The following is a 23,405-nucleotide window of genomic DNA, read 5'->3' on the forward strand; positions in this document are numbered from 1 at the left end:
GTCAGTGCCCTCCCGATCCGCCGGCCACGATGAGGCCCGGCACGCGCGCGCGCTTCTCGATGAAGGCCATGATGCGGTTGATGGCGAAGGCCGAGACGATGTAGCAGGCCGTCACGGCCAGGTACACCTCGATGCCGCGCGAGGTCTCTTCCTGCGCCTGCATGGCGAACATGGTCAGCTCGGCCACCGACACGGCGAAGGCCACCGACGAGTTCTTGAAGATGTTCATGGTCTCGCTGGTCAGCGGCGGGATGATGATGCGGAACGCCATGGGCAGCAGCACATAGCGGTAGGTCTGGAAGGTGGTGAATCCCACGGCCAGACCCGCGTAGCGCTGGCCTCTCGGCAACGCCTGGATGCCCGAGCGCACCTGCTCGGCGATACGTGCCGAGGTGAAGAAGCCCAGCGCCAGCACCACCAGCACGAAACCGGGCACGCTCTTCATGGCCGGGAAGATGGTGGGCACCACGTGGTACCACAGAAAAATTTGCACCAGCAGCGGAATGTTGCGGAACAGCTCGACCCAGGCATTGCCCAGGCGCACGATGCCCGGGCGGTCCTGCAGGGTGCGCAGCGTGCCGATGAACGAACCGAGCGCCAACGCCAGCAGCAGCGCCAGCAACGCGACAGACACCGTCCAGCCCCAGGCCGACAGCATCCAGTCCAGATAGGTGATGTCGCCGCCCTTGCCAAAGCAGCCCTGCACCACCTGCCGTTCCATGGTGTCCTCGCAGAACACCTGCCAATCCCAGCTCATAGGATTGCTCCTTCTTCAAACGGAGGGGTTGGACGCCGCCGCCGGCGGTGCCCAACAAAAAAGCCCCTTCAAACCCGCGGTCCGAAGGGGCGGTTCATGCCTGTGAATTACTTCTTGGCGTAGTCTTCCATGGGCTTGTCGTTGGGGTTGGCCCAAGCGGCCTTGGTGGCTTCCGACAGCGGCAGGCCGATCTTGGTGTTGGTCGGCGGCACGGGCTGCATGAACCACTTGTCGTACAGCTTGGCCAGCGAGCCGTCGGCGATCTGGCGCTTGATGCTGTCGTCCACGGCCTTCTTGAACGCCGTGTCGTCCTTGCGCAGCATGCAGGCGATGGGCTCCACGCTCAGCACTTCACCGACGATCTTGTAGTCGGCGGGGTTCTTGGACTTGGAGATGTTCGCGGCCAGGATGGAACCGTCCATCACGAAGGCGTCGGCACGGCCGGTTTCGAGCATCAGGAAGCTGTCGGCGTGGTCCTTGCCATAGACTTCCTTGAAGTCGATGCCGCCAGCGCGCTCGTTCTTGCGCAGGGTCTGCACCGAGGTCGTGCCCGTGGTGGTGGCCACGCTCTTGCCGTTGAGGTCCTTGATGGAGTTGATGCCGGAGTTGGCCTTGACGGCGATGCGCACTTCTTCCACGTAGGTGGTGACGGCGAAGGCCACGTCCTTCTGGCGCGCGGCGTTGTTGGTGGTGGAGCCGCACTCCAGGTCCACGGTACCGTTGGTCACCAGCGGGATGCGGTTCTGCGAGGTGACGGGCTGGTACTTGGTTTCCAGCGCGCTCATGCCCAGCTGCTTGCGGATGTCAGCGATGATGATCTCGGCCATCTCGGTGTGGAAACCCACGTACTTGCCGCCACCCAGGGTATAGGACAGGCCCGAGGACTCGCGCACGCCCAGCGTGATGCTGCCCGAGGACTTGATCTTGGCCAGCGTGTCGCCGGCCTGCGCGAAAGCGCTGCCCGCGGCCAGAACGGTAATGGCGGCTGCCAGCAATTGTTTTTTCATGGTCATCTCCTTGTGGGTGAAACGGCAAAAGGGTGGATTCTAGGGATTCGCGCGCCCAACGCTGACGCCTGGCTGAAACCCCTGGAACCCTGGCATTGTGCAGCGGATGGCTCCGCCACTCAAAACGGCACCTGGTCGGTGGGGTACTTCCAGAAGTCCCGCAGCAGGTAACTGACCGGCAGATTGAGCACCGTGTTGCCCGGCGGTATGGGCCGGGCGAACCACTTGTCGTAGATCGGGTAGATCTCGCGGCTGGTGATGAGCCGGCGCATCTCCTCGTCGACCAGTTTCTTGAACCCAGGGTCATTCTTGGGCAGCATGATGGCCAGGGGCTCGGTGGTCATGAAACGCCCCACGACCTTGAGGGCCTTGGGGTCGGGGCGGCCGGCCGCCAGGCCGTAGAGCAGCACGTCGTCCATCACGAAGGCGTCGGCCTCGCCCTTCTCCACCATCTCCAGGGCGCGCGCATGGTCGGGCGCCTCGACGAGGGTGATGCCCAGCAGCCGCTCGCGGTTGGCCTGCTCCGCCGCCTTGAGCGGCGTGGTGCCCTTGGTGGAGACCAGCGTCTTGCCCACCAGGTCTTCCACGCGGTCGATGGGGCTCGCTGCCTTGACCAGCAGGCGTGCGCCGGTGATGAAGTGCGGGACGGTGAACGCCACCTTCTGGCGGCGCTCGGCGTTGTTGGTGGTGGAGCCACATTCCAGGTCGGCCTTGCCCTGCTCGATCACGGTGATGCGGTTGGCCGGCGTGACCTGCAGGAATTCGACCGGCATGTCCTTCATGCCGGTCTTCTTGCGCACCACCTCGGCCAGGCGCAGGCACAGGTCCACGGCGTAGCCCACGGGCTTGCCGGTCTGCGGGTCCACATAGGAAAAAGGCACCGAGGATTCGCGGTGCGCGATGACCAGCTTGCCGCCCGCCGCGACGCGTTCGAGCACCGTCTCGGCACTGGCCAGGCCGGCATGGCAGGCCACGGCGATGCAGCAGGCTAGTCTCCAAAGTGTTGTCATGCGGGTTCTCGGCAAGTCCACGGGAGGGATGAATCGGGTGCGGCCGGCGGTGGCGGCACGCTGCGGACGCCTGTTCCATATGCCGGAAAACAGGCTTCAAGGCGCGGAATGGTACGTTTCGAGTCCCGGCATTTCCAATGCCGAATGCGCGCAGGGTTATGCGGAATATTTATGACCCAGCGCGGCCGCCGCCGCGACCCAGGGCAAACCCTGAGAGGGTTTCAGACCAGCATTCCGTCGGGGTGCGCGCCGGCCTGCGCCAGCAGGTAGTCCCACAGCGCCTGCGCCGTCCCCTTGGCGGCATCCTTGGCCGTGGGCTTCTCGCGGTAGACGCGCACATCCATCACCATCTGCAGGTCTTCCGAGCCCGGCGGCGCGGCGCTGACCAGGCGGCGCGCGCGCAGGTCCTTCTTCACGGCGCTGTGCGGCAGGAAGGCCACGCCCTGGCCCTCCAGCGCCATGGCCTTGAGGCCCTCGGCCATGTCGGTCTCGTACACACGCTCCAGGTGGATGGGCGTGCCCGACTGCTTGAGGATCAGCTCGGTCACGCGCCCCAGGTACGCGCCTGGCGCGTAGCCCAGATAAGGCAGCGGCTGGCCCGGCTTGCCCGGCAGGCAGTGCAGGGGCTGGCCCGAGGCGTCGGGCTTGCTGTAGGGCGAGAGCACCTCCTTGCCCAGGCTGACCATCTCGTAGCGGTCGGCGTCGATCTGGAACGGCTGGGAGTCGTGGTGGTAGGTGATGAGCAGGTCGCAGCTGCCCTCCACCAGGCGCATCAGCGCATCGTGCACGTTGAGCGCGATGAGACGGCTCTTGAACGGGCCGAACTTGGTGCGCAGGCTCGACACCCAGGCGGGAAAGAAGGTGAAGGCCAGCGTGTGCGGCACGGCGAACTCGATCATGTCCTGGCTCGACGTGCTGTGCGCGCGCAGCATGGCGCGCGTGTTCTGCAGCGCCTGCAGCACCTCCAGCGACTGGTCGTAGAGCGTCTTGCCGGCCGTGGTCAGGCGCGTGGGGTAGGAGCTGCGGTCCACCAGGTCGGTGCCCGCCCAGGCCTCCAGCGCCTGGATGCGGCGCGAGAACGCGGGCTGCGTGACGTGGCGCAGCTGCGCCGACCGGCTGAAGCTGCGCGTTTCGGCCAGGCTGACAAAATCTTCGAGCCACTTGGTTTCCATGGCGCGATTATCCGCGCGCCCAAACCCGACAGGCCCGCCCGCCCATGCGCAGCGATGCTGTGCGTGCATATCAACCCGCCGCATAATGCAACGCTGCGCCCACCGCGCGCACCCAGCGCACCCCACGCCGCCGAAACATGGCCGGTCGCGGCTGCGCCCTCTCGCCGTGCTCTCCCCGACCTTCCAACACCATGTCCACCACACCCTCTTCCGGGCCTGATAACGCCGCGCCGACCACGGACACCCCCGGGTGCAGCGAGCCCCGCTCGCTGCGCATCGAGGACTGGCTCACCGTCATCGTGATGGCGCTGCTGGCCCTCATCACCTTCGCCAACGTGCTGGTGCGCTACTTCACCAATTCCTCGTTCGCCTGGACGGAGGAGATTTCCGTCTTCCTGATGATCGTGCTGGCCCTGGTGGCCGGCTCGGCCGCCGTGGCGCGCGACATGCACATCCGCATCGAATGGTTCGCCGAGGGCGGTTCGTTCGCGCGCCGCCGTGCCCTGGCGCGCTTTGGCGCGCTGATGGTGGCGCTGCTGTTCGGCGCCATCGCCGTGCTGAGCGTGCGCGTGGTGTGGGACGACTACCGCTTCGAGGAGACCTCCCCCGGCATCGGCGTGCCGCAATGGTGGTACTCGGCCTGGCTGCCGGTGTTCTCGGCGCTCATCACCTGGCGCGCCCTCGGCCTGTTCTGGCGGCGCGGCAAGGTGCCGGACGTGGAATTCCTGGACACCTCCCGCCCTGCCGGGCCAGAGGAGCGCCAGCCATGATTGCCACCCTGCTGTTCGTGGCCTTCCTGGCCATGATGTTCGTGGGCGTGCCCATCGGCGCCGCCCTGGGCCTGGCGGGCGCGGCCGCCATCGCGCTGGCCAATGCCGAGACGCAGTGGTTCGGCCTGCTGGCCGTGCCGCAGAACTTCTACGCCGGCCTGGGCAAATACCCGCTGCTGGCCATCCCCATGTTCGTGCTCGTGGGCTCCATCTTCGACCGCTCGGGCGTGGCGCTGCGCCTGGTGAACTTCGCCGTGGCCCTGGTCGGACGCGGCCCGGGCATGCTGCCGCTGGTGGCGATCGCCGTCGCCATGTTCCTGGGCGGCATCTCGGGCTCGGGGCCGGCCAACGCGGCCGCCGTGGGCGGGGTGATGATCGCCGCCATGTCGCGCGCGGGCTACCCCGGCAGCTTCTCGGCCAGCGTGGTGGGCGCGGCGGCGGCCACCGACATCCTGATCCCGCCCTCGGTGGCCTTCATCATCTACTCGGTGCTGGTGCCGGGCGCCTCGGTGCCCGCGCTGTTCGCCGCCGGCATGGTGCCGGGCGTGCTGGCCGGCGTGGCGCTGATCGTGCCCGCCGTGTGGATGGCGCGCAAGCACGGCATGGGCGCGCTGGAGGCCGACATGCCGCGCCCGCCGTTCTGGAAGAGCCTGCGCGAGGCGCTGTGGGGCCTGGCCGCGCCGGTGCTGATCCTCGGCGGCATGCGCGCGGGCTGGTTCACGCCCACCGAGGCCGCCGTGGTGGCCGTGTTCTACGGCCTGTTCGTGGGCATGGTGATCCACCGCACGATCACGCTGCGCGACCTGTTCCCCATCCTGCGCGAATCGGGCGAGCTTTCGGCGGTGATCCTCATCGTGGTGTCGCTCGCGGGCATCTTCGCGTTCTCGCTGTCCACGCTGGGCGTGATCGATCCGGTGGCCGCAGCCATCGTGAACTCGGGCCTGGGCGAATACGGCGTGCTGGCGCTGCTGATCTTGCTGCTCATCACCGTGGGCATGTTCCTCGACGGCATTTCCATCTTCCTGATCTTCGTGCCGCTCTTGCTGCCCATCATGCAGCACTACCAGTGGGACCCGGTGTGGTTCGGCGTGATCCTCACGCTCAAGGTGGCGCTGGGCCAGTTCACGCCGCCGCTGGCCGTGAACCTGATGGTGTCGTGCCGCATCGCCGGCGTGCGCATGGAGTCCACCGTGCGCTGGGTCGGGCCCATGCTGCTGGCCATGTTCCTCGTGATGGTGGCCGTGATCGCCTTCCCGCAGCTCGCGCTGTGGCTGCCCGCCCGACTGGGCTACTGATTTTTTCCAAGGAGACTGACCGATGAAACTGCGCACCTTCCTGACCTCCGCCGTGGCCGCCGCCGCCACCCTGGCCTTCACCGCCCCCGCCGCCCTGGCGCAGACGGCGTACAAGAGCGAGTACCGCATGTCGCTCGTGCTGGGCACGGCCTTCCCCTGGGGCAAGGGCGGCGAGCTGTGGGCCCACAAGGTCCGCGAAAAGACCCAGGGCCGCATCAACATCAAGCTCTACCCCGGCGTGTCGCTGATCCAGGGCGACCAGACGCGCGAGTTCTCGGCGCTGCGCCAGGGCGTGATCGACATGGCCATCGGCTCGACCATCAACTGGTCGCCGCAGGTCAAGCAGCTCAACCTGTTCTCGCTGCCCTTCCTGTTCCCCGACTACGCCGCCGTGGACGCCGTGACCCAGGGCGAGGTGGGCAAGAGCATCTTCCAGACGCTGGAGAAGGCCGGCGTGGTGCCCCTGGCCTGGGGCGAGAACGGCTACCGCGAGATCTCCAACTCCAAGAAGCAGATCAAGAGCCCCGCCGACCTCAAGGGCCTGAAGATCCGCGTCGTCGGCTCGCCGCTGTTCCTCGACACCTTCACCGCGCTGGGCGCCAACCCCACGCAGATGAGCTGGGCCGATGCGCAGCCGGCCTTCGCCAGCGGCGCCGTGGACGGCCAGGAGAACCCCATCGCCGTCTACCAGGCCGCCAAGCTGCACACGGTGGCGCAGAAGCACGTCACCATGTGGGGCTACGTGAACGATCCGCTGGTCTTCGTGGTGAACAAGGAGATCTGGAACAGCTGGACGCCGGCCGACCGCGAAGCCGTGCGCCAGGCTGCCATCGAGGCCGGCAAGGAAGAGATCGCCATCGCGCGCAAGGGCATGGTCGAGGCCGACAAGCCACTGCTCAAGGACATCGCCGCCAATGGCGTGACCGTGACCCAGCTCAGCCCCGCCGAGCGCGAGGAGTTCGTCAAGGCCACGCGCCCGGTGTACGCCAAGTGGAAGGGCCAGATCGGCGCCGACCTCGTGAATGCCGCCGAGAAGGCCATCGCCGCGCGCAAGCCCTGAGCCCCGCGCTTCGGCAAAAAGCCCCGCACAGCGGGGCTTTTTTATTCGCTACATTTTCGATAGCTAGCAGCGCTTACCAGTCGGGCGCCAGAGGCCAAAAACACTTCAAGCCTCCACCGCCTCGCCCGACTGCTGCAGCGCCCACATGCGCGCATAGCGCCCGCCCGCGGCAAGCAGCTCGGCGTGCGTGCCGCGCTCGGCGATGCGGCCGGCGTCCATGACCAGGATCTCGTGCGCGTCGACCACGGTGGACAGCCGGTGCGCGATCACCAGCGTGGTCTTGCCCTGGGCCACCTGGCGCAGCTCGGCCTGGATGGCGCGTTCGTTGGCCGAATCCAGCGCCGAGGTGGCCTCGTCGAAGATCAGGATGGGCGGGTTCTTGAGCAGCGTGCGCGCGATGGCCACGCGCTGCTTCTCGCCGCCCGAGAGCTTGAGCCCGCGCTCGCCCACCATGGTGGCGTAGCCCTTGGGCGTGGCGGCGATGAAGCCGTGGATGTGCGCCGCGCGCGCCGCCTGCTCCACCTCGCCCTGCGTGGCGCCGGGACGCCCGTAGGCGATGTTGTAGGCCACGGTGTCGTTGAACAGCACGGTGTCCTGCGGCACGATACCGATGGCCTGGCGCACGCTGGCCTGCGTCACCTCGCGCAGCTCCTGCCCGGCGATGGTGATGCGGCCCTGCTGGATGTCGTAGAAGCGGTAGAGCAGGCGCGAAAGCGTGCTCTTGCCCGCGCCCGAGGGGCCGACCACGGCCACCGTCTTGCCGGCCGGGATCTCGAAGCTCACGCCCTGCAGGATGGGGCGGCCGCTCTCGTAGGCGAAGTGCACGTCCTCGAAGCGCACCGTGGGCCGGTCCAGCCCCAGCAGCGGCACGGCGTCCGGCGCGTCGGCCACCTCGCGTTCGCGGTCCATGAGCGTGAACATCTTGTCCAGGTCGGTCAGGCTCTGCTTGATCTCGCGGTAGATCACGCCGAGGAAGTTCAGCGGGATGTAGATCTGGATCATGAAGGCATTGACCATGACCAGGTCGCCCAGCGTCATGCGCCCGTCGGCCACGCCCTGGGTGGCGCGCCAGAGCATGGCCACCAGCCCGGCGGCAATGATGAGCTGCTGTCCCGTGTTGAGCATGGACAGCGTGCTCTGGCTCTTGAGCCGCGCGCGGCGCAGGCGCTCCAGGCTCTCGTCGTAGCGCCGCGCCTCGAACTGCTCGTTGTTGAAGTACTTGACGGTCTCGTAGTTGAGCAGCGAGTCCACCGCCTTGGTGTGCGCGGCCGAGTCGAACTCGTTGGCCTCGCGCCGGAACTGCGTGCGCCATTCGGTCACCAGCACGGTGTAGGTGATGTAGAGCGCCAGCGCGGCCAGCGTGATGCCGGCGAACCAGGCGTCGAACTTCGTCGCCAGGATGACGAGCACCAGCGCCACCTCGATCAGCGTGGCGAAGATGTTGAACAGCGTGAACGACACCAGAGACTCGATGCCGCGCACGCCGCGCTCGATGTCGCGCGTCATGCCGCCGGTCTGGCGCTCCAGGTGAAAGCGCAGGCTCAGCGAGTGCAGGTGCTCGAAGGTCTGCAGCGCGATGCTGCGCGCCGCGCCGTGCGTGGCCTTGGCGAACACCAGCTCGCGCAGCTCGGTGAACAGCGAGGTCGAGAGGCGCAGCATCCCGTAGGCCACCAGCAGGCCCACCGGCACCACCAGCAGCGCGGTGGTGCCGCCGGGCGGCACATCCATGGTGTCCACGAGCTGCTTGAGCAGCAGCGGCACGCTGACGTTGGCGAGTTTCGCGCCCACCATGAAGGAGATGGCCGCGACCACGCGCCATTTGTACTGCCACAGGTAGGGCAGGAGGCGGCCGAGCGTGGCCCAGTCGGAATGCGTGCGCGCGTTGGCGCCGGGGGAATTGGAGGGGGCGGTTTCGCCGTGGCGGCGCATGGAGCAGAATCCCGGTTGCTGTACCACTACCGATTGTGCCTATGTCCCAGGAATCAAGCCGCCCCGCCACCACATTGCCCGACGGCAAGGAGCTGGTGCTCAAGGTCATTCCCATGCCGGCGGACACCAATGGCAACGGCGACATCTTCGGCGGCTGGGTCATGGCCCAGGTCGACCTGGCCGGTTCGGTGCTGCCCGCGCGCTATGTGCAGGGCCGCATGGCCACGGTGGCGGTGAACGAGTTCGTGTTCAAGCAGCCCGTGCGCGTGGGCGACATCCTGTCGTTCTACTCCAGCGTGACGCGCGTCGGCCGCACCTCCATCACGGTGGACGTGGAGGTGTTCGCCGAACGCTTCACCGACCAGGGTCGCTACGTGAAGGTGACCGAGGCGCTGCTGACCTACGTGGCCATCGATGCCGAGGGGCGGCCGCGCCCACTGCCGGTGAAGGAGGGGACACCCCCCTGAGTGGCTGCGCCACTTCCGCGCGTGCTGCGTCAGAACCGCGAAAAGTCCGGCGCGCGCTTTTCGATGAACGCGGTCACCGCCTCGGCCAGTTCCGGCGATTGCAGGCTCTCCTGCAGCGCCTGGCCCTCGGCGGCCAGCGCGGCCGCCAGCGCGGCCTGGTGGCCCTGGCGCAGCAGCAGCTTGGCGCGGCGCAGGGGGCCGGGCGCCGTCTGTGCCAGGACATCGGCGGTCCGCCGTGCGCGCGCCAGCAGCTCGGCCCCGGGCACCACGGCATTGACCAGGCCCGCGCGCAGCGCGGTTTCGGGATCGAAGGGCTCGCCCAGCAGCACCAGCTCGCTGGCCAGGCGCATGCCCGCATTCAGGGGCAGCAGATAGCTGGAACCGAACTCGGGCACCAGGCCCAGCTTGGCGAACGGCATCTGGAAGCGCGTGCCCTCGGCCGCGTAGACGAAGTCGCAGTGCAGCAGCAGCGTGGTGCCGCCGCCGATGGCCAGGCCGTGCACCGCCGCCACGAGCGGCTTGTCGAACGTGGTCAGGCGCCGCAGCAGGCGCGCCAGCGCCGATTGCTCGTAGCCCTGGGACAGCAGGCCGTGCTGCACCCCCTTGAGGTTGGCGCCCGAGCAGAAGGCATCCCCCTCGGCGCTGAGCAGCACCACGCGCACGCCGGGGTCGCGGCCGGCCTCGGCCAGATGCGCCTCCAGGGCGTCGAACCAGGCGTCATCCATGAGGTTGCGCACGCCGGGCTGGCCGAAGCGCAGGTGCAGCACTTTCTGTTCGGTGGTGGCGGTGAAATGGGGCTCCATGGTGTCTCCAGTCGATGTCGGAAGGGTCAGTCGCCGCCGATGAACAGGCCCAGCGCCTGTTCGGCCAAGGCATCGAGCGACAGACGCCCGCCGGGCTGGTACCACTGCACCGCCCAGTTGAGCGCCCCGAGGATGAGCAGGCGCGCCACGGCGGGCTCGGCGCGCAGCCGGCCGGCCGCGTGCAGCGCCTCCAGCACAGGCATCCATTGCGCCTCGTAGACGGCCTTGGTGCGCGCGATGGAAGCGCGCTGCGGCGGTGTGAGCGAGCGCCACTCGTACAACATCACGGGGATGAAGTCGCCCTCGGGCCCGAACAGGATCTCGAAGTGGTGGCGCACCAGCGCCGCCAGGCGCGCGCGCGGCGGCGCGTCCGGGGGCAGGCGCGCCAGGGCCTGCTGCTGGCTTTGCACGGCGCGCTCCAGGCCCTCCTGCATGACGGCGTGCAGGAGCGCGTTCTTGCTCTCGAAATGGTAGAACGGCGAGCCGCTGCGCATGCCGGCGGCGGCCGCGATGTCGCGCGTGCTGGCCCCCTCGAAGCCCTTGGCGCGGAACAGCCGCGCCGCGCCGTCGATGATGAGGCGGCGCCGGTTGCCTTCGTCGCGCTCGTCCTGCGTCTTGGGCGGCCGGCCCCGGGGCCGGGCCGGGCCGCCGGTGCCGGACGGTGGAGGGGCGGTAGGGGATGCGGGCATGCCCGGGACGATAGCCCGGATCGATTATTGAAGCAATCGTTTGCTTGGGTGAATTCCTCCGGGAAAGCCCCGAGCCGCCCCGATCAAGCCGCCTGCGCCGCCGCGACCGCCGGGCGCGCGGCCGGCGGCTGCGGCGCCATGCCCACGCCGATCTCTCCCGAAAGCTGGCCGCCCTCCTCGATCACCAGCTTGCCATAGCGGATCTTGCCGCTGACCTTGCCGGTGTTGAAGATCACGAGCTTCTGGCGCACGGTCAACGTGCCGTCGAACGCGCCCCGGATCTCGGCGATGTCGATCTCGGCCGAGCCCCGGAAGGCGCCCTGCTCGGCGATCTGGATCACGCGCGAATCCATGGTGGCCTCCACCGTGCCCTCGACCACGAGGGTGTCGCAGTCGGTGATCTCCACGCCCTTGAGCTTGATGTTGGGGCCCACGGTGAGCTTGCTGCCGGCGCTCTCCGGCACCGGGGCCTTGGCGGCGCTGGCCACGGCGGCGGCCGGGGCCGCGGGGACGGCAGCGGCCGAAGGGGTGGTCGGCTGGCGCATCGGGAAGGCTTCGGCTTCACGCTTGCCAAAGAACGGGTTTTGCACGGCCATCGGATCTCCTTGAAAAAAAGGCATCGTAGGCAGCGCATGCCGCGCCATCTCCGCACATCGCGCAAGTTCGGTAACGAGGTGGTTCAGTGGTTGCATGCGCTTGCACCACTTGCAGCGGCACACGGCCGCGCAACATCAGGAAACGATGTAGGCCGCCGCGCCGGCCGACATGAGCTTGCCGTCCGGGCCGAGGAATTCCATGCGCGTGGTGGCCACGCGCGAGCCCAGGCGCAGCACCTCGGCGCGCAGTTCAAAGTGCGTGCCGATGCCGGGGCGCAGGTAGTCGATGCGCAGGTCGATGGTGCCCAGCTTGGCGAAGCGGTGCAGGCGCTGCAGCGGCGCCTCGTCCATGTGGCGCGCGCCGATGGCCGCCATCACGGCCAGGCCGCCCATGGCGTCCAGCCCGGCGCTGATGACGCCGCCGTGGATGCGGTTGTGCGCGAAATGCCCGATCAGCTCGGGCTTCATCTCGATGCGGCCCACCACGCGCTCGGCCTCCATGCTGACGATCTTGAGCCCCAGCACCTGGTTGAACACGATGCGTTCCTCGAAGATCGTCTTGAGCCCGGCGATGAACTCGGGCTCGAAGGGCGGGGTCGGTGCGGCGGCTTTGCTCATGGGCTTCCCTCGGAGCGTGCCTGCCTGCAGGACGCTATTGTTTTCATAGCTACTTGCGCTTTATGGTAAAGCGCTGGGGGCCTATTTTGCTTCAAACTCAGCACTGGCTGAAATCAGGCTTTCTCTTTGAACGAAAGCGGCTGATGCCCGGAAATCCGGGCACCCCCCTGCGTGGGCCTGACTTCAGCAGTTGCTGAAGTCAGGGCGCCGCTTTTGACGAAAGATTAACCCCGCTTCGCAGGGATTCCTCCTTCGGAGGAGCCTGATTTCAGCACTGGCTGAAATCAGGCTTTCTCTTTTCCATGAACGCCGTGAAGGCTTCGCGGGCGGCGGGTTCGCGCAGCATGCGGCCGAAGCTCTCGCCCTCCTCGGCCATGCGTTCGAGCACGGTGGCGGTCTGGCCCTTCTTCAAGAGGCGCTTGGTCTCGACCAGCGCCGACAGCGGCTTGGCTGCGAGCTTCTTCGCCTGGGCCTGCGCCACGGCGTTGCACTCGGTCGGGGGCACCACGCGGTTGACCAGGCCCACCTCCAGCGCGGCCTCGGCCAGGAAGGGCTCGCCCAGCAGCAGGGCCTCGGCGGCGCGGTGGTAGCCCAGCATCTGCGGCACCAGCAGGCTGGACGCGGCCTCGGGGCACAGGCCCAGGTTCACGAAGGGCATGGAGAACGCGGCGTTGTCACCGGCGTAGACCAGGTCGCAGTGCAGCAGCATGGTGGTGCCGATGCCCACCGCCGGGCCGCACACGGCCGCCACCACGGGCTTGGGGAAGGTGGCGATGGCGCGCAGGAAGCGGAACACCGGCGAATCCTGCGAGGCCGGGGGCTGCTGCAGGAAATCGCCGATGTCGTTGCCGGCGCTGAAGATGGCCAGGTCGCCCTGCAGCACCACCACGCGCACATCGGTGCCCTGGGCGGCGGCCTCGAAGGCGTCGGCCAGGGCCGAGTACATGGCGCGGGTCAGGGAGTTCTTCTTGTCCACCCGGTTGAAGGTGATGGTGGTGACACCGGCTTCGGTGTGCACCAGGATGTCGTTCGCGTTGTCGCTCATGGCAGGCTTTCTGGAAATGGGGGGTGACGCGTGTGCTTCACTCTTTGTAATAAACGATCTGGTGGCTGGTGGCGAGCATGGTGCCTGCCTCGTTCCAGAGCTGCACGGTCTGGTCGAAGAAGCCGTTGCGGAACTCCTGGCCCCGCGCCTGGCCGAGCAGGAAGCCGGTGCCGGTCTCCTGCAGCTGCGCCATGCCGGCATGGAAATACACGGTGATCGACACCGTGCCTGCGGGCACGGGCAGCGCGCGGCGCAGCCAGACGCGCGGGAAGAACACGTCCGCCAGCGCGGCCAGCGAACAGAAGTCGAGCGGCCGCTCGGGATCGTCACGCATCCACAGCTGCGTCAGGCTGCTGTCGCCCTGGCCGTTCCACTGCCGGGGCATGGCGCCGGTGACGGGGCGGATGTCGTAGCGGCTGAACCACTCGACACCGCTGACCGAGCCAATGCGTTCGAGCGTGCCAGGGCGCGGCACCTCGGGCATGGGCGTGTCGGCCATGCTCCAGGTCTCGCGCCGCGCCGCCGTCACGGCCGTGGCCGTGGTGGTGACCACCTGCGCGCCCTCGGCGTCGGTCTGCAGGATGGTGACGCTCCAGTGCTGCGTGGAGCGGTTGGTGCGCACCGGCGTGGCCTGGACCGTGAACGGGCCGGTGGACAGCGCCCCGGCGTAGTTGACGGTGAGCGACAGCGGTTCGCCCAGCCGGTCGGGGTGCAGCAGGATGGCGCGCAGCACCGTGGCGGCGGTGATGCCGCCGAAGGGCCCGACCATGTTCCAGAACGCTGGACTGGTGTGCCCGCGGTAGTGGCCCGGTGCCGAGCCTTCCAGCACGAGGGCTTGATCGAAGGGGTGGTGTGTCGTCATGGGGTGGACTGGCTCACGCTCCGTGTGCCAGTGTGCAAATAGCGGGAACAGCCCCTAGTGTGCCGCGAAACCAGCCCTCAGGCCGTCGTGCCCGCGACTGGCCTTTCGACCTCGGCCAGCCCCAGCAGTTGCGCCACGGCGCGCGGCCACAGGCTTTGGCGGAATTGCTCGCGGAAGAAGCCGAAATGCCCGATGCGCAGCGCCTTCACGTCCTGCGGCGCGATGCGCTCGACACGCGTGGGCGCGTTGGCGTAGAGGTTGACGAGGTTGTGCGTGCCGCGCAGCGTCATGAGTTCGTCGTCGCTCATCGACAGCGCCAGCACCGGAAAGCGCACCGCCGCGTAGCTCTGCGCCACGGCCGGCCCCTCGGCGCCCACGCTGTAGGTGGGGCTGAGACACCAGCGGCGCCACTGCAGGATCACCCCCGCCGGGAGGTCGCCCACCTTCTTGAGCGTGCGGCCCGGGAAGTAGCCCCACAGGCGCGTGGCCAGCGGCACCAGCACCCACCAGAAGTAGGGCACCATGCGCTTGAGGCGCGGCGCGTTGTCGCGCCAGTAGCCGCTGCCGGCCGCCACGCTGAGCAGGCCATCGACCTGGCCGGGGTCGCGCAGCAGGCCGGGCAGCTGCGCGCCCAGGCTGTGGCCCAGCAGGTACAGCGGCCGCCCGGGCAGCGCCGCGCGCGCGGCCGCGATCACGGCCTCGTAGTCGCGCGCCCAGTCGAACAGGTTGGCGCGCACCTCGCGCATCGGGCCCACGAGCGAATCGCCATGGCCCCGGTAATCGAACGTGGTGACGCGAAAGCCCTGCCCCGCGAGCCACTGGGCGAACGAGGCGTAGTAGTCCTGCCGCACCCCCATGGCCCCGCCGATGACCACGCTGGCGCGCGCCGCGCCCTCGGGCTCGAAGGTGCACAGCGCCACGCTGGCGCCTTCATCGACCCGCAAGGTCTGCTTGTTCATGCTTGTCTCCTGTCCATCATGCCGATCTGCGTCGACTTGAGTTTCAGAACACTCCGCCCTCAAGAAAGGGCGTACACCCTGCCCTCAAGGGCGTAGCGAGCGGGTGTCAGGCTAGGCAGACGGAGCGCAGCAACCGGAACGTACTTGCCTAGTACGTGAGGATTGCGAGCCCCGCCCAACGACGCATGACGCCCGCGCAGTAGCCAGTTACAGCGCTTCAAAGATGCCTGCTGCGCCTTGGCCCGTGCCCACGCACATCGTCACCATGCCGTACTTCAGCTTGTGGCGGCGCAGCGCGTGCACCACCGTGGCGGCGCGGATGGCGCCGGTGGCGCCCAGCGGGTGGCCCAGGGCGATGGCGCCGCCCATGGGGTTGACCTTGGCCGGGTCCAGGCCCAGGGTGTTGACCACGGCGAGCGACTGGGCGGCGAAGGCCTCGTTCAGCTCGAACCAGCCGATGTCCTCGTGCTTGAGGCCGGCGTAGCGCAGCGCGGCGGGAATGGCCTCGATGGGGCCGATGCCCATGATTTCGGGCGGGACGCCGCGCGCGGCGTAGCTCACGAAGCGCGCCAGCGGCGTCAGGCCGAACTGCTTGACGGCCTTCTCGCTGGCCAGGATCAGCGCGCCCGCGCCGTCGCTGGTCTGCGAGCTGTTGCCGGCCGTCACGCTGCCGCGCGCGGCGAACACGGGCTTGAGCTTGGCCAGGCCTTCGAGCGAGGTGTCGGGACGCGGGCCCTCGTCCAGGCTCACGGTGCGGGTCTTGACGGTGACCTCGCCGGTCGCCAGGTTGGGCGTGCGCTCGACCACTTCGATCGGGGTGATTTCGTCGGTGAATTCGCCCGCCTGCTGTGCCTTGAGGGCGCGCAGGTGCGATTCCAGCGCGAAGGCGTCCTGCATTTCGCGGGTCACCTTCCACTGCTGGGCCACCTTCTCGGCCGTCAGGCCCATGCCGTAGGCGATGCCCACGTTCTCGTCCTTGGCAAACACCTCGGGGTTGAACGAGGGCTTGCCGCCGCCCATGGGCACCATGCTCATGGATTCGGCGCCACCGGCGATCATCACGTCGGCCTCGCCCACGCGGATGCGGTCGGCGGCCATCTGGATGGCCGTGACGCCCGAGGCGCAGAAGCGGTTGACGGTGACGCCGCCCACCGGGTGGCTGAACGCCAGGCCGGTGGCGATACGGGCCATGTTCATGCCCTGCTCGCCTTCGGGGAAGGAGCAGCCGATGATGGCGTCTTCAATCGCCTTGGGGTCCAGCGTGGGCACCTGCAGCATGGCGCTCTTGATGGCGGCCACCAGCAGCTCGTCGGGGCGGGTGTTGCGGAAATAGCCGCGGCCCGAGCGCCCGATGGGCGTGCGCGTGGCGGCAACGATGTAGGCGTCTTGGACTTGTTTCATGATGGGATCCTTACCTTGAGGGGTTGGGGCCTAGGCCCGCTGCTTGGTTGCGGCGTTTGGTCCCGCATCGGCACTGGGGGTTTTCTTGGCCGAGGGCACCCAAGCCCAGATGAATTCACACTCGACCGGCTGCGCGCCGGATTCGTCGCTCACCTGCACGGCCACGGTGACTTCGCCCTTGTCGCTTTGCTGCATCAGCGCGCGCTGCTCGTCGGTCAGGGTGGCCACGGCGCGCAGGGCGCCCTGGGCGCGCCGCTTGAAAGCGACACGCAGTTCCTTGGCCAGCGGCAGGCAGTCGTCGCGCACGTTCATGCCCACCACCATGCCGGTGGCCGTCTCGGCCAGCAGCGTCATGGCGGCGGCGTGGACGCCGTGGATATGGTTCTGCACGCGGCGCTGGTTGGCCACGGCGATCTCCACGCGCTGCGGCGTCAGCGCCACGTACTGCAACCCGGCCGTGCCGGTGAACGGCACGGCACGGCGCAGCACCAGGTTGCGCGCCCAAGGGCGGGCGAACGCGGGCACCCGGTCGAGCTGGCCCAGGGTGCGGGCCAGCCGGTTGGGGCGCGCGGACGCGCTGGCGACGGCGTGGGCCATGTCAGTTGCGGACCGGCTTGCCGGTGCTGAGCATGCCCATGATGCGTTCCTGCGTCTTGGGATGGGTGATGAGGCTGCAGAAGGCCTTGCGCTCCAGGGTCATGAGGTATTCCTCGCTCACCAGGGAGCCGGCCTCCACGTCGCCGCCACAGACCACGCCGGCGATCAGGCTGGCGATGTGGAAGTCGTGCGCGCTGATGAAGCCGCCGTCGCGCATGTTGACCAGCTGCGCCTTGATGGTGGCGACGCCGCTGCGGCCCGCCACGGGGAACAGGCGCTTGTGCGGCGCGCGCCAGCCGCCGTTGGCCAGGGCCTTGGCTTCGTTGAGCGCGACGAACAGCAGCTCGTCCTTGTGCGGCACGATGACATCGCTGTCGAGCAGGTAGCCCAGCTTGCGCGATTCCAGCGCGCTGGTGCCCACCTTGGCCATGGCGGCGGCGGTGAAGCCTTCGGTCAGGAAGGGCAGCACGTCCTTGGAGGTGGACATGGCCATGTTCTCGGCGGCACGGCGCGCGATGTAAGTCAGGCCGCCGGCGCCGGGCACCAGGCCCACGCCCACTTCGACCAGGCCGATGTAGCTTTCCATGTGCACCACGCGGCGGGCCGAGTGCACGGCGAGTTCGCAGCCGCCGCCCAGCGCCAGGCCCCGGATGGCCGAGACCACGGGCACGTTGGCGTAGCGCAGGCGCAGCATGGTGTCCTGCAGTTCCTTCTCGGCGCCCTCGATGGCGCTCGCGCCGGCGATCATGAAGGCCGGCAGCATGGCCTGCAGGTCGGCACCGGCGCTGAAGGGCTCGTCGCCCGACCACACCACCACGGCCTTGTAGTCCTTCTCGGCGATGTCCACCGCCATCGCCAGGCCTTCGGCCACATCGGGGCTGATGGCGTGCATCTTGGTCTTGATGCTGGCGATGACGACCTCGTCGTCCAGCGTCCAGAGGCGGATGGCGTCGTTCTCGTGCAGCGTCTTGCCGGCGGTGCGGAAGTCGGGCAGCGTCTCGCCCAGCAGGGCCTCGGGGAAATGCTGGCGCTGGTACACGGGCAGGTCGCGGCGCGGCACGAACTTGCCTTGCGAGGCGCTCCACGAGCCCTGGGCGGTATGCACGCCGCCGGCCTCGGCCACGGGGCCCTTGAACACCCACTCGGGCAGCGGCGCCTTGCACAGCGTCTTGCCGGCGTCGATGTCTTCCTGGACCATCTTGGCGACTTCGAGCCAGCCGGCCTCTTGCCACAGCTCGAACGGGCCCTGCTTCATGCCGAAGCCCCAGCGCATGGCCTGGTCCACGTCGCGCGCGTTGTCGGCGATGGTGGCCAGGTGCACGGCGGCGTAGTGGAAGCTGTTGCGCAGAATGGCCCACAGGAACTGGCCCTGCGCGCCCTCGGCATTGCGCAGGAGCTTGAGGCGCTCGGCGGCGGGCTTCTTGAGCATGCGGCCGTACACCTCGTCGGCCTTCTGGCCGCCGGGCACGTAGTCACCGCTGGCCAGGTCGAAACGCAGCACGTCGCGGCCGACCTTCTTGTAGAAACCGGCCTTGGCCTTCTGGCCCAGGTTGCCCATCTCGATGAGTTTCTTGAGCACCTCGGGCGTGCCGAAGCTGCCGTAGAACGGGTCGGTGGCTTCGCTCAGGTTGTCCTGCAGCGTCTTGACGACATGGGCCATGGTGTCCAGGCCCACCACATCGGCGGTGCGGAAGGTGCCGCTGCTGGCGCGGCCGAGCTTCTTGCCCGTGAGGTCGTCCACCACGTCGAAGCTCAGGCCGAAGTTCTCGACCTCCTTCATCGTGGACAGCATGCCGGCGATGCCGACGCGGTTGGCCACGAAGTTGGGCGTGTCGTGCGCGCGCACCACGCCCTTGCCCAGGCCGCTGGTGACGAAGGCTTCGAGCTGGTCGAGCACCTCGGGGGCGGTGGTGGGCGTGTTGATCAGTTCCACCAGCGTCATGTAGCGCGGCGGGTTGAAGAAGTGGATGCCGCAGAAGCGCGGCTTGATGCTCTCGGGCAGTGCCTCGGAGAGCTTGGTGATCGACAGGCCCGAGGTGTTGGACGCCACGATGGCGTGCGGTGCCACGAACGGGGCGATCTTGGTGTACAGGTCCAGCTTCCAGTCCATGCGCTCGGCGATGGCCTCGATGATGAGGTCGCAGCCGCGCAGCTGTTCCAGATGCTCTTCGTAGTTGGCCTGGCCGATCAGCGCGGCGTCGTCGGCCACGCCCAGCGGCGAGGGCTTGAGCTTCTTGAGGTTGTCGATGGCACGGGTCACGATGCCGTTCTTGGCGCCTTCCTTGGCGGGCAGGTCGAACAGCACCACGGGCACCTTGACGTTGACCAGGTGCGCGGCGATCTGCGCGCCCATCACGCCAGCGCCGAGGACGGCGACTTTCTTCACTTGAAATCGGGACATGTCTTTTGTTCCTTGTTGGTGGCCTTGCCGCGCCCTGCACGGGCAAGGCCGTGGCCGTTACTGGACCCGGACCCAGGTCTGCGTGCGGCCGAAGGGGCCGATGGAGCCGCGCACTTCGAGCTTCTTGCCGCCCTCGACGGGCGTCATGCGCAGCGTGTAGTTGCGGCCGTTCTCGGGATCGAGGATCTTGCCGCCCTCCCACACGTCCTTGCCCTCGGCCTTCTTGGCGTTGCGGATGATCTCCAGGCCCAGCAGCGGCTTGTCCTTGCGGTCGTCGCTGCATTCCTTGCAGACGTCCTCGGGCTTGGCATCCTTGGCCAGGCGCTTTTCCAGCACACCGGTCAGCACGCCCGCGCCGTTGGCCTGGATACGGATCTCGGCCTTGGCCTCGCCGGTCTTGTCGTCGATGTTGCGCCACAGGCCCTCGGGCGTCATCTGGGCCCACGAAGGGGCTGCAATCACTGCAAAAACAATAGCTGCCAGCGCTTTATTCATGGGCTCTCCAGTGCCAAAAGGCTTTAAATCCGCTGCGAAAGGGACTCAGGCCAGGGCCAGGTCGGTGTCCATGAGCACCTTGGAGCCGGTGCGGGCGGTGCGCATCAGCGTCGCCGTCTCGGGGAAGAGCTTGGCGAAGTAGAAGCGCGCGGTCTGCAGCTTGGCGGGGTAGAACGGGTCGGTGTTGCCGGCGGCGATCTCGCGCAGGGCCACCTGGGCCATGCGGGCGAAGAAGTAGCCGAACACCAGGTGGCCGGCGACGCGCAGGTAGTCCACGGCGGCGGCGCCCACTTCGTCGGGGTTCTGGAAGCCCTTGAAGCCGATCTCGGTGGTGAACTTGGTCATCTGGTCGCCCAGGTAGGCCACGGGGTTGATGAACTCGGCCATCTTCTCGTTCACGCCTTCCTCGGCCACGAGCTGGCCCACGAGCTTGCCGAACTTCTTCAGCGTGGCGCCGTTGTTCGACAGCACCTTGCGGCCCAGCAGGTCGAGCGACTGGATGGTGTTCGTGCCTTCATAGATCATGTTGATGCGGTTGTCGCGCACGAACTGCTCCATGCCCCATTCCTTGATGAAGCCGTGGCCGCCGAAGACCTGCATGCAGGCGTTGGTGGCGATGTGGCCGTTGTCGGTCAGGAAGGCCTTGGCGATGGGCGTGAGCAGGGCGAGCATCTCGCCGCTGTCCTTGCGCACCTTCTCGTCGGGGTGGTTGTGCTCTTTTTCGAGCAGCATGGCGCAGTAAGCTTCCAGGGCGCGGCCGCCCTCGGCGTAGGCCTTGGCGGTCATCAGCATCTTGCGCACGTCGGGGTGCACGATGATGGGGTCGGCGGGCTGGTCCTTGGCCTTGGGGCCGGTCAGCGAGCGCATCTGGATGCGGTCCTTGGCGTAGGCCAGGGCGTTCTGGAAGGCCACTTCGGTCAGGCCCAGGGACTGGTTGCCCACGCCCAGGCGCGCGGCGTTCATCATCACGAACATGCCCTGCATGCCCTTGTTGGGCTGGCCGACCATGGTGCCCACGGCGCCTTCGAGCGTCATCTGGCAGGTGGCGCTGGCCTTGATGCCCATCTTGTGCTCCAGGCCGGAACAGAAGATGCCGTTGCGCTCGCCCAGGGAGCCGTCCTTGTTCACATGGAACTTGGGCACGATGAACAGGCTGATGCCCTTGATGCCGGGGGGCGCGTCGGGCAGGCGGGCCAGCACCAGGTGGATGATGTTGCCGGCCATGTCGTGTTCACCGGCGCTGATGAAGATCTTGTTGCCGGTGATCTTGTAGGTGCCGTCGGCCTGGGGCTCGGCCTTGGTGCGCATCAGGCCCAGGTCGGTGCCGCAGTGGGGTTCGGTCAGGCACATGGTGCCGGTCCATTCGCCGCTGGTCATCTTGGGCAGGTAGGTGGCCTTCTGCTCGGGCGTGCCGTGGGTTTCCAGGGCGGCGTAGGCGCCATGGGTCAGGCCGGGGTACATGGTCCAGGCCTGGTTGGCGCTGTTGAGCATCTCGTAGAACAGGGTGTTGACCACGTAGGGCAGGCCCTGGCCGCCGTATTCGGGGTCGCAGCCCAGCGCCGCCCAGCCGCCCTCGATGTACTGGGCATAGGCTTCCTTGAAGCCCTTGGGCGTGGTCACCTCGTGGGTGGCCTGGTTGATCGTGCAACCCTCGGCGTCGCCGCTGATGTTCAGCGGGAACGCCACCTCGGCCGCGAACTTGCCGCCTTCTTCGAGCACGGCGTTGATGGTGTCGGCGTCGATGTCGGCATGCTTGGGGATCTGCTGGAGATCCGCCGTGACGTTGAACACTTCGTGCATCACGAACTGCATGTCGCGCAGGGGCGGCGTGTAAGTAGGCATGGATGTCTCCTTGGAAAGAAAGTGGAGTTGGGACAGAGAATTAGCCAGCGGCCGGCGGTTGCGCGGCGAAGCGGGCGAGGATGTTGTCGAAACCGGTGAGCGCGCGCTCGATGGAGCCGGGGTTCTTCAGGAAACGCGCTTCGTAGTGCAGCGCGAGGATGAGGCCGTGGACCTCGAACAGCATCTGGTCCTCGACCACGTCGGAACGCAGCTGCCCCAGTTCCTTGGCCTGCTTGATGGCGCGCTTCATGGCGGCGTGCCAGGTCAGGACGGAATGGGCCAGCGCATCGCGCACCGGGCCGGTGCGGTCGTCGAACTCGATGGCGCCGCTGATGTAGATGCAGCCCGAATCGATCTCGATCGAGGTGCGCTTCATCCAGTTGTCGAACAGCGCGCGCAGGCGCTGCACGCCGCGCGGCGCCGACATGGCGGGGTAGAACACCTCCTGCTCGAAGCAGTGGTGGTATTCGCGGATGACCGAGACCTGCAGCTCTTCGCGCGAACCGAAATGCGCGAAGACGCCGGACTTGCTCATGCCCATCACGTCGGCGAGCGCGCCGATCGACAGGCCCTCCAGGCCGATGTGCGTGGCCAGGCCGAGCGCGGCCTCGATGATGGCCTGCTTGGTCTGCTGCCCTTTTTGCAGCGCCCGGGCGCTGCCGGCACGGCCGCGGCTGGCGCGGGGCGTCGGGCTGGAAGAAGTGGTTGCGGGCATGGGCGAATAAAAACGAACGATCGTTCTATTCTGCAGCAAATTCCTTCCAGCGCCAGCCATGCCCCCAAAAATAGAGAGCCGTCTCCAACCCTGCGTTGCACGCATGCCACCGGCCGGCCATGCCCGCCGTACCGGAAGAGATGACGCATTTCCCGCGCGCGTCACCCTGGTGCCGCGCACCCCGGGAAGGTCATGGAGAAAAGCGCGGCGCGCACGCCGCGAAGGGTCAGAGCATCAGCGCCAGGCTGGCTTCGAGCTGTTCCGTGGGCAGGCGCCGGAAGCCCGAGCGCGCGAAGCGCTGCAGCCGCCCCTGGGCGAAGGCCGTGAGCACACCGGCGGCCACCTGGGCATCGACCGTGGGCGCGGCCGAACCGGCAGCACCCGCCGCCGGGCGCAGGCACTGGCGCAGGGTGGACTCGATGCGGTCGAAGAACTGGTTCATGCGCTGCTGCAGGCGCTCGTGCTCCAGCACCAGGGCATCGCCGACCATCACGCGCACCATGCCGGGGTTGCGCTCGCCGAACTGCAGCAGCAGGGCCACCACGCGCAGCGCCTGGCGCGCGCCATCGTCGCTGGCTTCGGGCAGACCTTGCCCGGTGATCTGCGCCACGCGCGTGAACACGGCCTGCTCGATGAAGTCGATCAGCGCCTCGAACATCTGGGCCTTGCTGGCGAAATGACGGTACAGCGCGGCCTCGCTCACGCCCAGGCGCGCGGCCAGCGCGGCCGTGGTGATGCGCTCGGCCCCGGGTTGCTCCAGCATGGCAGCCAGGGCCTGCAGGATCTGCTCGCGCCGCTCGCCAGGGCGCGGCCGCTTGCGCTGCGGGGCGACGGGCTCCGCCCCGGCTTCCAATGCACCGGAGGGGTTGGGGGCGTCAAGAGGTTGCGCGGGCTCTGGCATGGTGTTTCAAATGT

At 67.9% G+C, this 23,405-nt stretch carries 23 protein-coding genes; 4 read left to right on the forward strand and 19 right to left on the reverse strand.

All coding sequences use genetic code 11. The features are described from left to right. Position 1: 1 nt before the first annotated feature. From D8S75_RS03325 to D8S75_RS03340, 4 genes are all read right to left on the reverse strand, one after another. Positions 2-757, reverse strand: coding sequence for an amino acid ABC transporter permease (locus D8S75_RS03325; RefSeq protein WP_119964529.1), 756 nt, complete (start codon positions 755-757; stop codon positions 2-4). 107 nt (positions 758-864) lie between these two features. Then, entirely contained in the window at positions 865-1,764 is a 900-nt protein-coding gene (locus D8S75_RS03330; RefSeq protein WP_119964530.1) for an amino acid ABC transporter substrate-binding protein, read from the reverse strand. A 119-nt stretch (positions 1,765-1,883) separates the two neighbouring features. Then, entirely contained in the window at positions 1,884-2,774 is an 891-nt protein-coding gene (locus D8S75_RS03335; protein WP_119964531.1) for an amino acid ABC transporter substrate-binding protein, read from the reverse strand. Positions 2,775-2,995: 221 nt separating this feature from the next. Then, positions 2,996-3,946: a LysR family transcriptional regulator gene (locus D8S75_RS03340; RefSeq protein WP_119964532.1), complete on the reverse strand. Its 951-nt coding sequence runs from the start codon at positions 3,944-3,946 to the stop codon at positions 2,996-2,998. A 191-nt stretch (positions 3,947-4,137) separates the two neighbouring features. Here D8S75_RS03340 and D8S75_RS03345 point away from each other — a divergent pair, with 191 nt between their 5' ends. From D8S75_RS03345 to D8S75_RS03355, 3 genes are read left to right on the forward strand one after another with little or no spacing between them, the layout of a single operon-like run. Further along, the gene (locus D8S75_RS03345; RefSeq protein WP_119964533.1) at positions 4,138-4,716 is read left to right on the forward strand and encodes a TRAP transporter small permease; all 579 of its coding nucleotides are present in this window, start codon (positions 4,138-4,140) and stop codon (positions 4,714-4,716) included. After that, entirely contained in the window at positions 4,713-6,011 is a 1,299-nt protein-coding gene (locus D8S75_RS03350) for a TRAP transporter large permease (RefSeq protein WP_119964534.1), read from the forward strand. The genes D8S75_RS03345 and D8S75_RS03350 overlap by 4 nt, the downstream gene beginning before the upstream one ends. Positions 6,012-6,033: 22 nt before the next feature. Next, positions 6,034-7,071 (forward strand): DctP family TRAP transporter solute-binding subunit, encoded by a 1,038-nt coding sequence (locus D8S75_RS03355; protein ID WP_119964535.1) that lies wholly within the window; start codon positions 6,034-6,036, stop codon positions 7,069-7,071. A gap of 105 nt (positions 7,072-7,176) precedes the next feature. On the opposite strand, the gene D8S75_RS03360 is transcribed toward D8S75_RS03355, so the two are convergent. After that, on the reverse strand, positions 7,177-9,000 hold the full coding sequence (locus tag D8S75_RS03360) for an ABCB family ABC transporter ATP-binding protein/permease (protein ID WP_119964536.1): 1,824 nt from the start codon (positions 8,998-9,000) through the stop codon (positions 7,177-7,179). 41 nt (positions 9,001-9,041) lie between these two features. Here D8S75_RS03360 and D8S75_RS03365 point away from each other — a divergent pair, with 41 nt between their 5' ends. Beyond that, positions 9,042-9,467 (forward strand): acyl-CoA thioesterase, encoded by a 426-nt coding sequence (locus D8S75_RS03365; protein WP_119964537.1) that lies wholly within the window; start codon positions 9,042-9,044, stop codon positions 9,465-9,467. A 29-nt stretch (positions 9,468-9,496) separates the two neighbouring features. Here D8S75_RS03365 and D8S75_RS03370 read toward each other — a convergent pair whose 3' ends face one another. From D8S75_RS03370 to slmA, 14 genes are all read right to left on the reverse strand, one after another. Beyond that, a complete protein-coding gene (locus tag D8S75_RS03370) occupies positions 9,497-10,270 on the reverse strand; it encodes an enoyl-CoA hydratase/isomerase family protein (protein ID WP_119964538.1) in 774 nt (257 codons plus the stop codon). 26 nt (positions 10,271-10,296) lie between these two features. Continuing rightward, a complete protein-coding gene (locus tag D8S75_RS03375) occupies positions 10,297-10,959 on the reverse strand; it encodes a TetR/AcrR family transcriptional regulator (protein ID WP_119964539.1) in 663 nt (220 codons plus the stop codon). An 83-nt stretch (positions 10,960-11,042) separates the two neighbouring features. Beyond that, complete coding sequence (locus D8S75_RS03380) at positions 11,043-11,555, reverse strand: bactofilin family protein (protein WP_119964540.1); 513 nt, start codon at positions 11,553-11,555, stop codon at positions 11,043-11,045. A 135-nt stretch (positions 11,556-11,690) separates the two neighbouring features. Further along, positions 11,691-12,173, reverse strand: a complete 483-nt coding sequence (locus tag D8S75_RS03385; protein ID WP_119964541.1) for a thioesterase family protein — start codon at positions 12,171-12,173, stop codon at positions 11,691-11,693. Between the two features lie 268 nt (positions 12,174-12,441). After that, positions 12,442-13,218, reverse strand: a complete 777-nt coding sequence (locus tag D8S75_RS03390) for an enoyl-CoA hydratase (protein WP_119964542.1) — start codon at positions 13,216-13,218, stop codon at positions 12,442-12,444. Between the two features lie 37 nt (positions 13,219-13,255). Continuing rightward, the gene (locus D8S75_RS03395; RefSeq protein WP_119964543.1) at positions 13,256-14,080 is read right to left on the reverse strand and encodes an acyl-CoA thioesterase; all 825 of its coding nucleotides are present in this window, start codon (positions 14,078-14,080) and stop codon (positions 13,256-13,258) included. Between the two features lie 77 nt (positions 14,081-14,157). Then, the gene (locus tag D8S75_RS03400; RefSeq protein ID WP_119964544.1) at positions 14,158-15,039 is read right to left on the reverse strand and encodes an alpha/beta hydrolase family protein; all 882 of its coding nucleotides are present in this window, start codon (positions 15,037-15,039) and stop codon (positions 14,158-14,160) included. 207 nt (positions 15,040-15,246) lie between these two features. Then, entirely contained in the window at positions 15,247-16,440 is a 1,194-nt protein-coding gene (locus tag D8S75_RS03405; RefSeq protein ID WP_119964545.1) for an acetyl-CoA C-acyltransferase, read from the reverse strand. 30 nt (positions 16,441-16,470) lie between these two features. Beyond that, a complete protein-coding gene (locus D8S75_RS03410) occupies positions 16,471-17,037 on the reverse strand; it encodes a DUF4442 domain-containing protein (RefSeq protein WP_119964546.1) in 567 nt (188 codons plus the stop codon). 1 nt (position 17,038) lies between these two features. Continuing rightward, positions 17,039-19,438, reverse strand: a complete 2,400-nt coding sequence (locus D8S75_RS03415) for a 3-hydroxyacyl-CoA dehydrogenase/enoyl-CoA hydratase family protein (RefSeq protein ID WP_119964547.1) — start codon at positions 19,436-19,438, stop codon at positions 17,039-17,041. Positions 19,439-19,495: 57 nt separating this feature from the next. Continuing rightward, positions 19,496-19,933 carry a DUF2147 domain-containing protein gene (locus tag D8S75_RS03420; RefSeq protein WP_119964548.1) on the reverse strand — a complete coding sequence of 146 codons (438 nt, stop codon included), beginning with the start codon at positions 19,931-19,933 and terminating at the stop codon, positions 19,496-19,498. Positions 19,934-19,978: 45 nt separating this feature from the next. Then, positions 19,979-21,775, reverse strand: coding sequence for an acyl-CoA dehydrogenase C-terminal domain-containing protein (locus D8S75_RS03425; RefSeq protein ID WP_119964549.1), 1,797 nt, complete (start codon positions 21,773-21,775; stop codon positions 19,979-19,981). Positions 21,776-21,815: 40 nt separating this feature from the next. Next, positions 21,816-22,490 (reverse strand): TetR/AcrR family transcriptional regulator, encoded by a 675-nt coding sequence (locus D8S75_RS03430; RefSeq protein WP_119964550.1) that lies wholly within the window; start codon positions 22,488-22,490, stop codon positions 21,816-21,818. 226 nt (positions 22,491-22,716) lie between these two features. Then, entirely contained in the window at positions 22,717-23,391 is a 675-nt protein-coding gene (gene slmA, locus D8S75_RS03435; protein ID WP_119964551.1) for a nucleoid occlusion factor SlmA, read from the reverse strand. Positions 23,392-23,405 lie beyond the last annotated feature (14 nt).

It is taken from the genome of Simplicispira lacusdiani, assembly GCF_003604195.1.
Classification (GTDB): domain Bacteria; phylum Pseudomonadota; class Gammaproteobacteria; order Burkholderiales; family Burkholderiaceae_C; genus Simplicispira; species Simplicispira lacusdiani.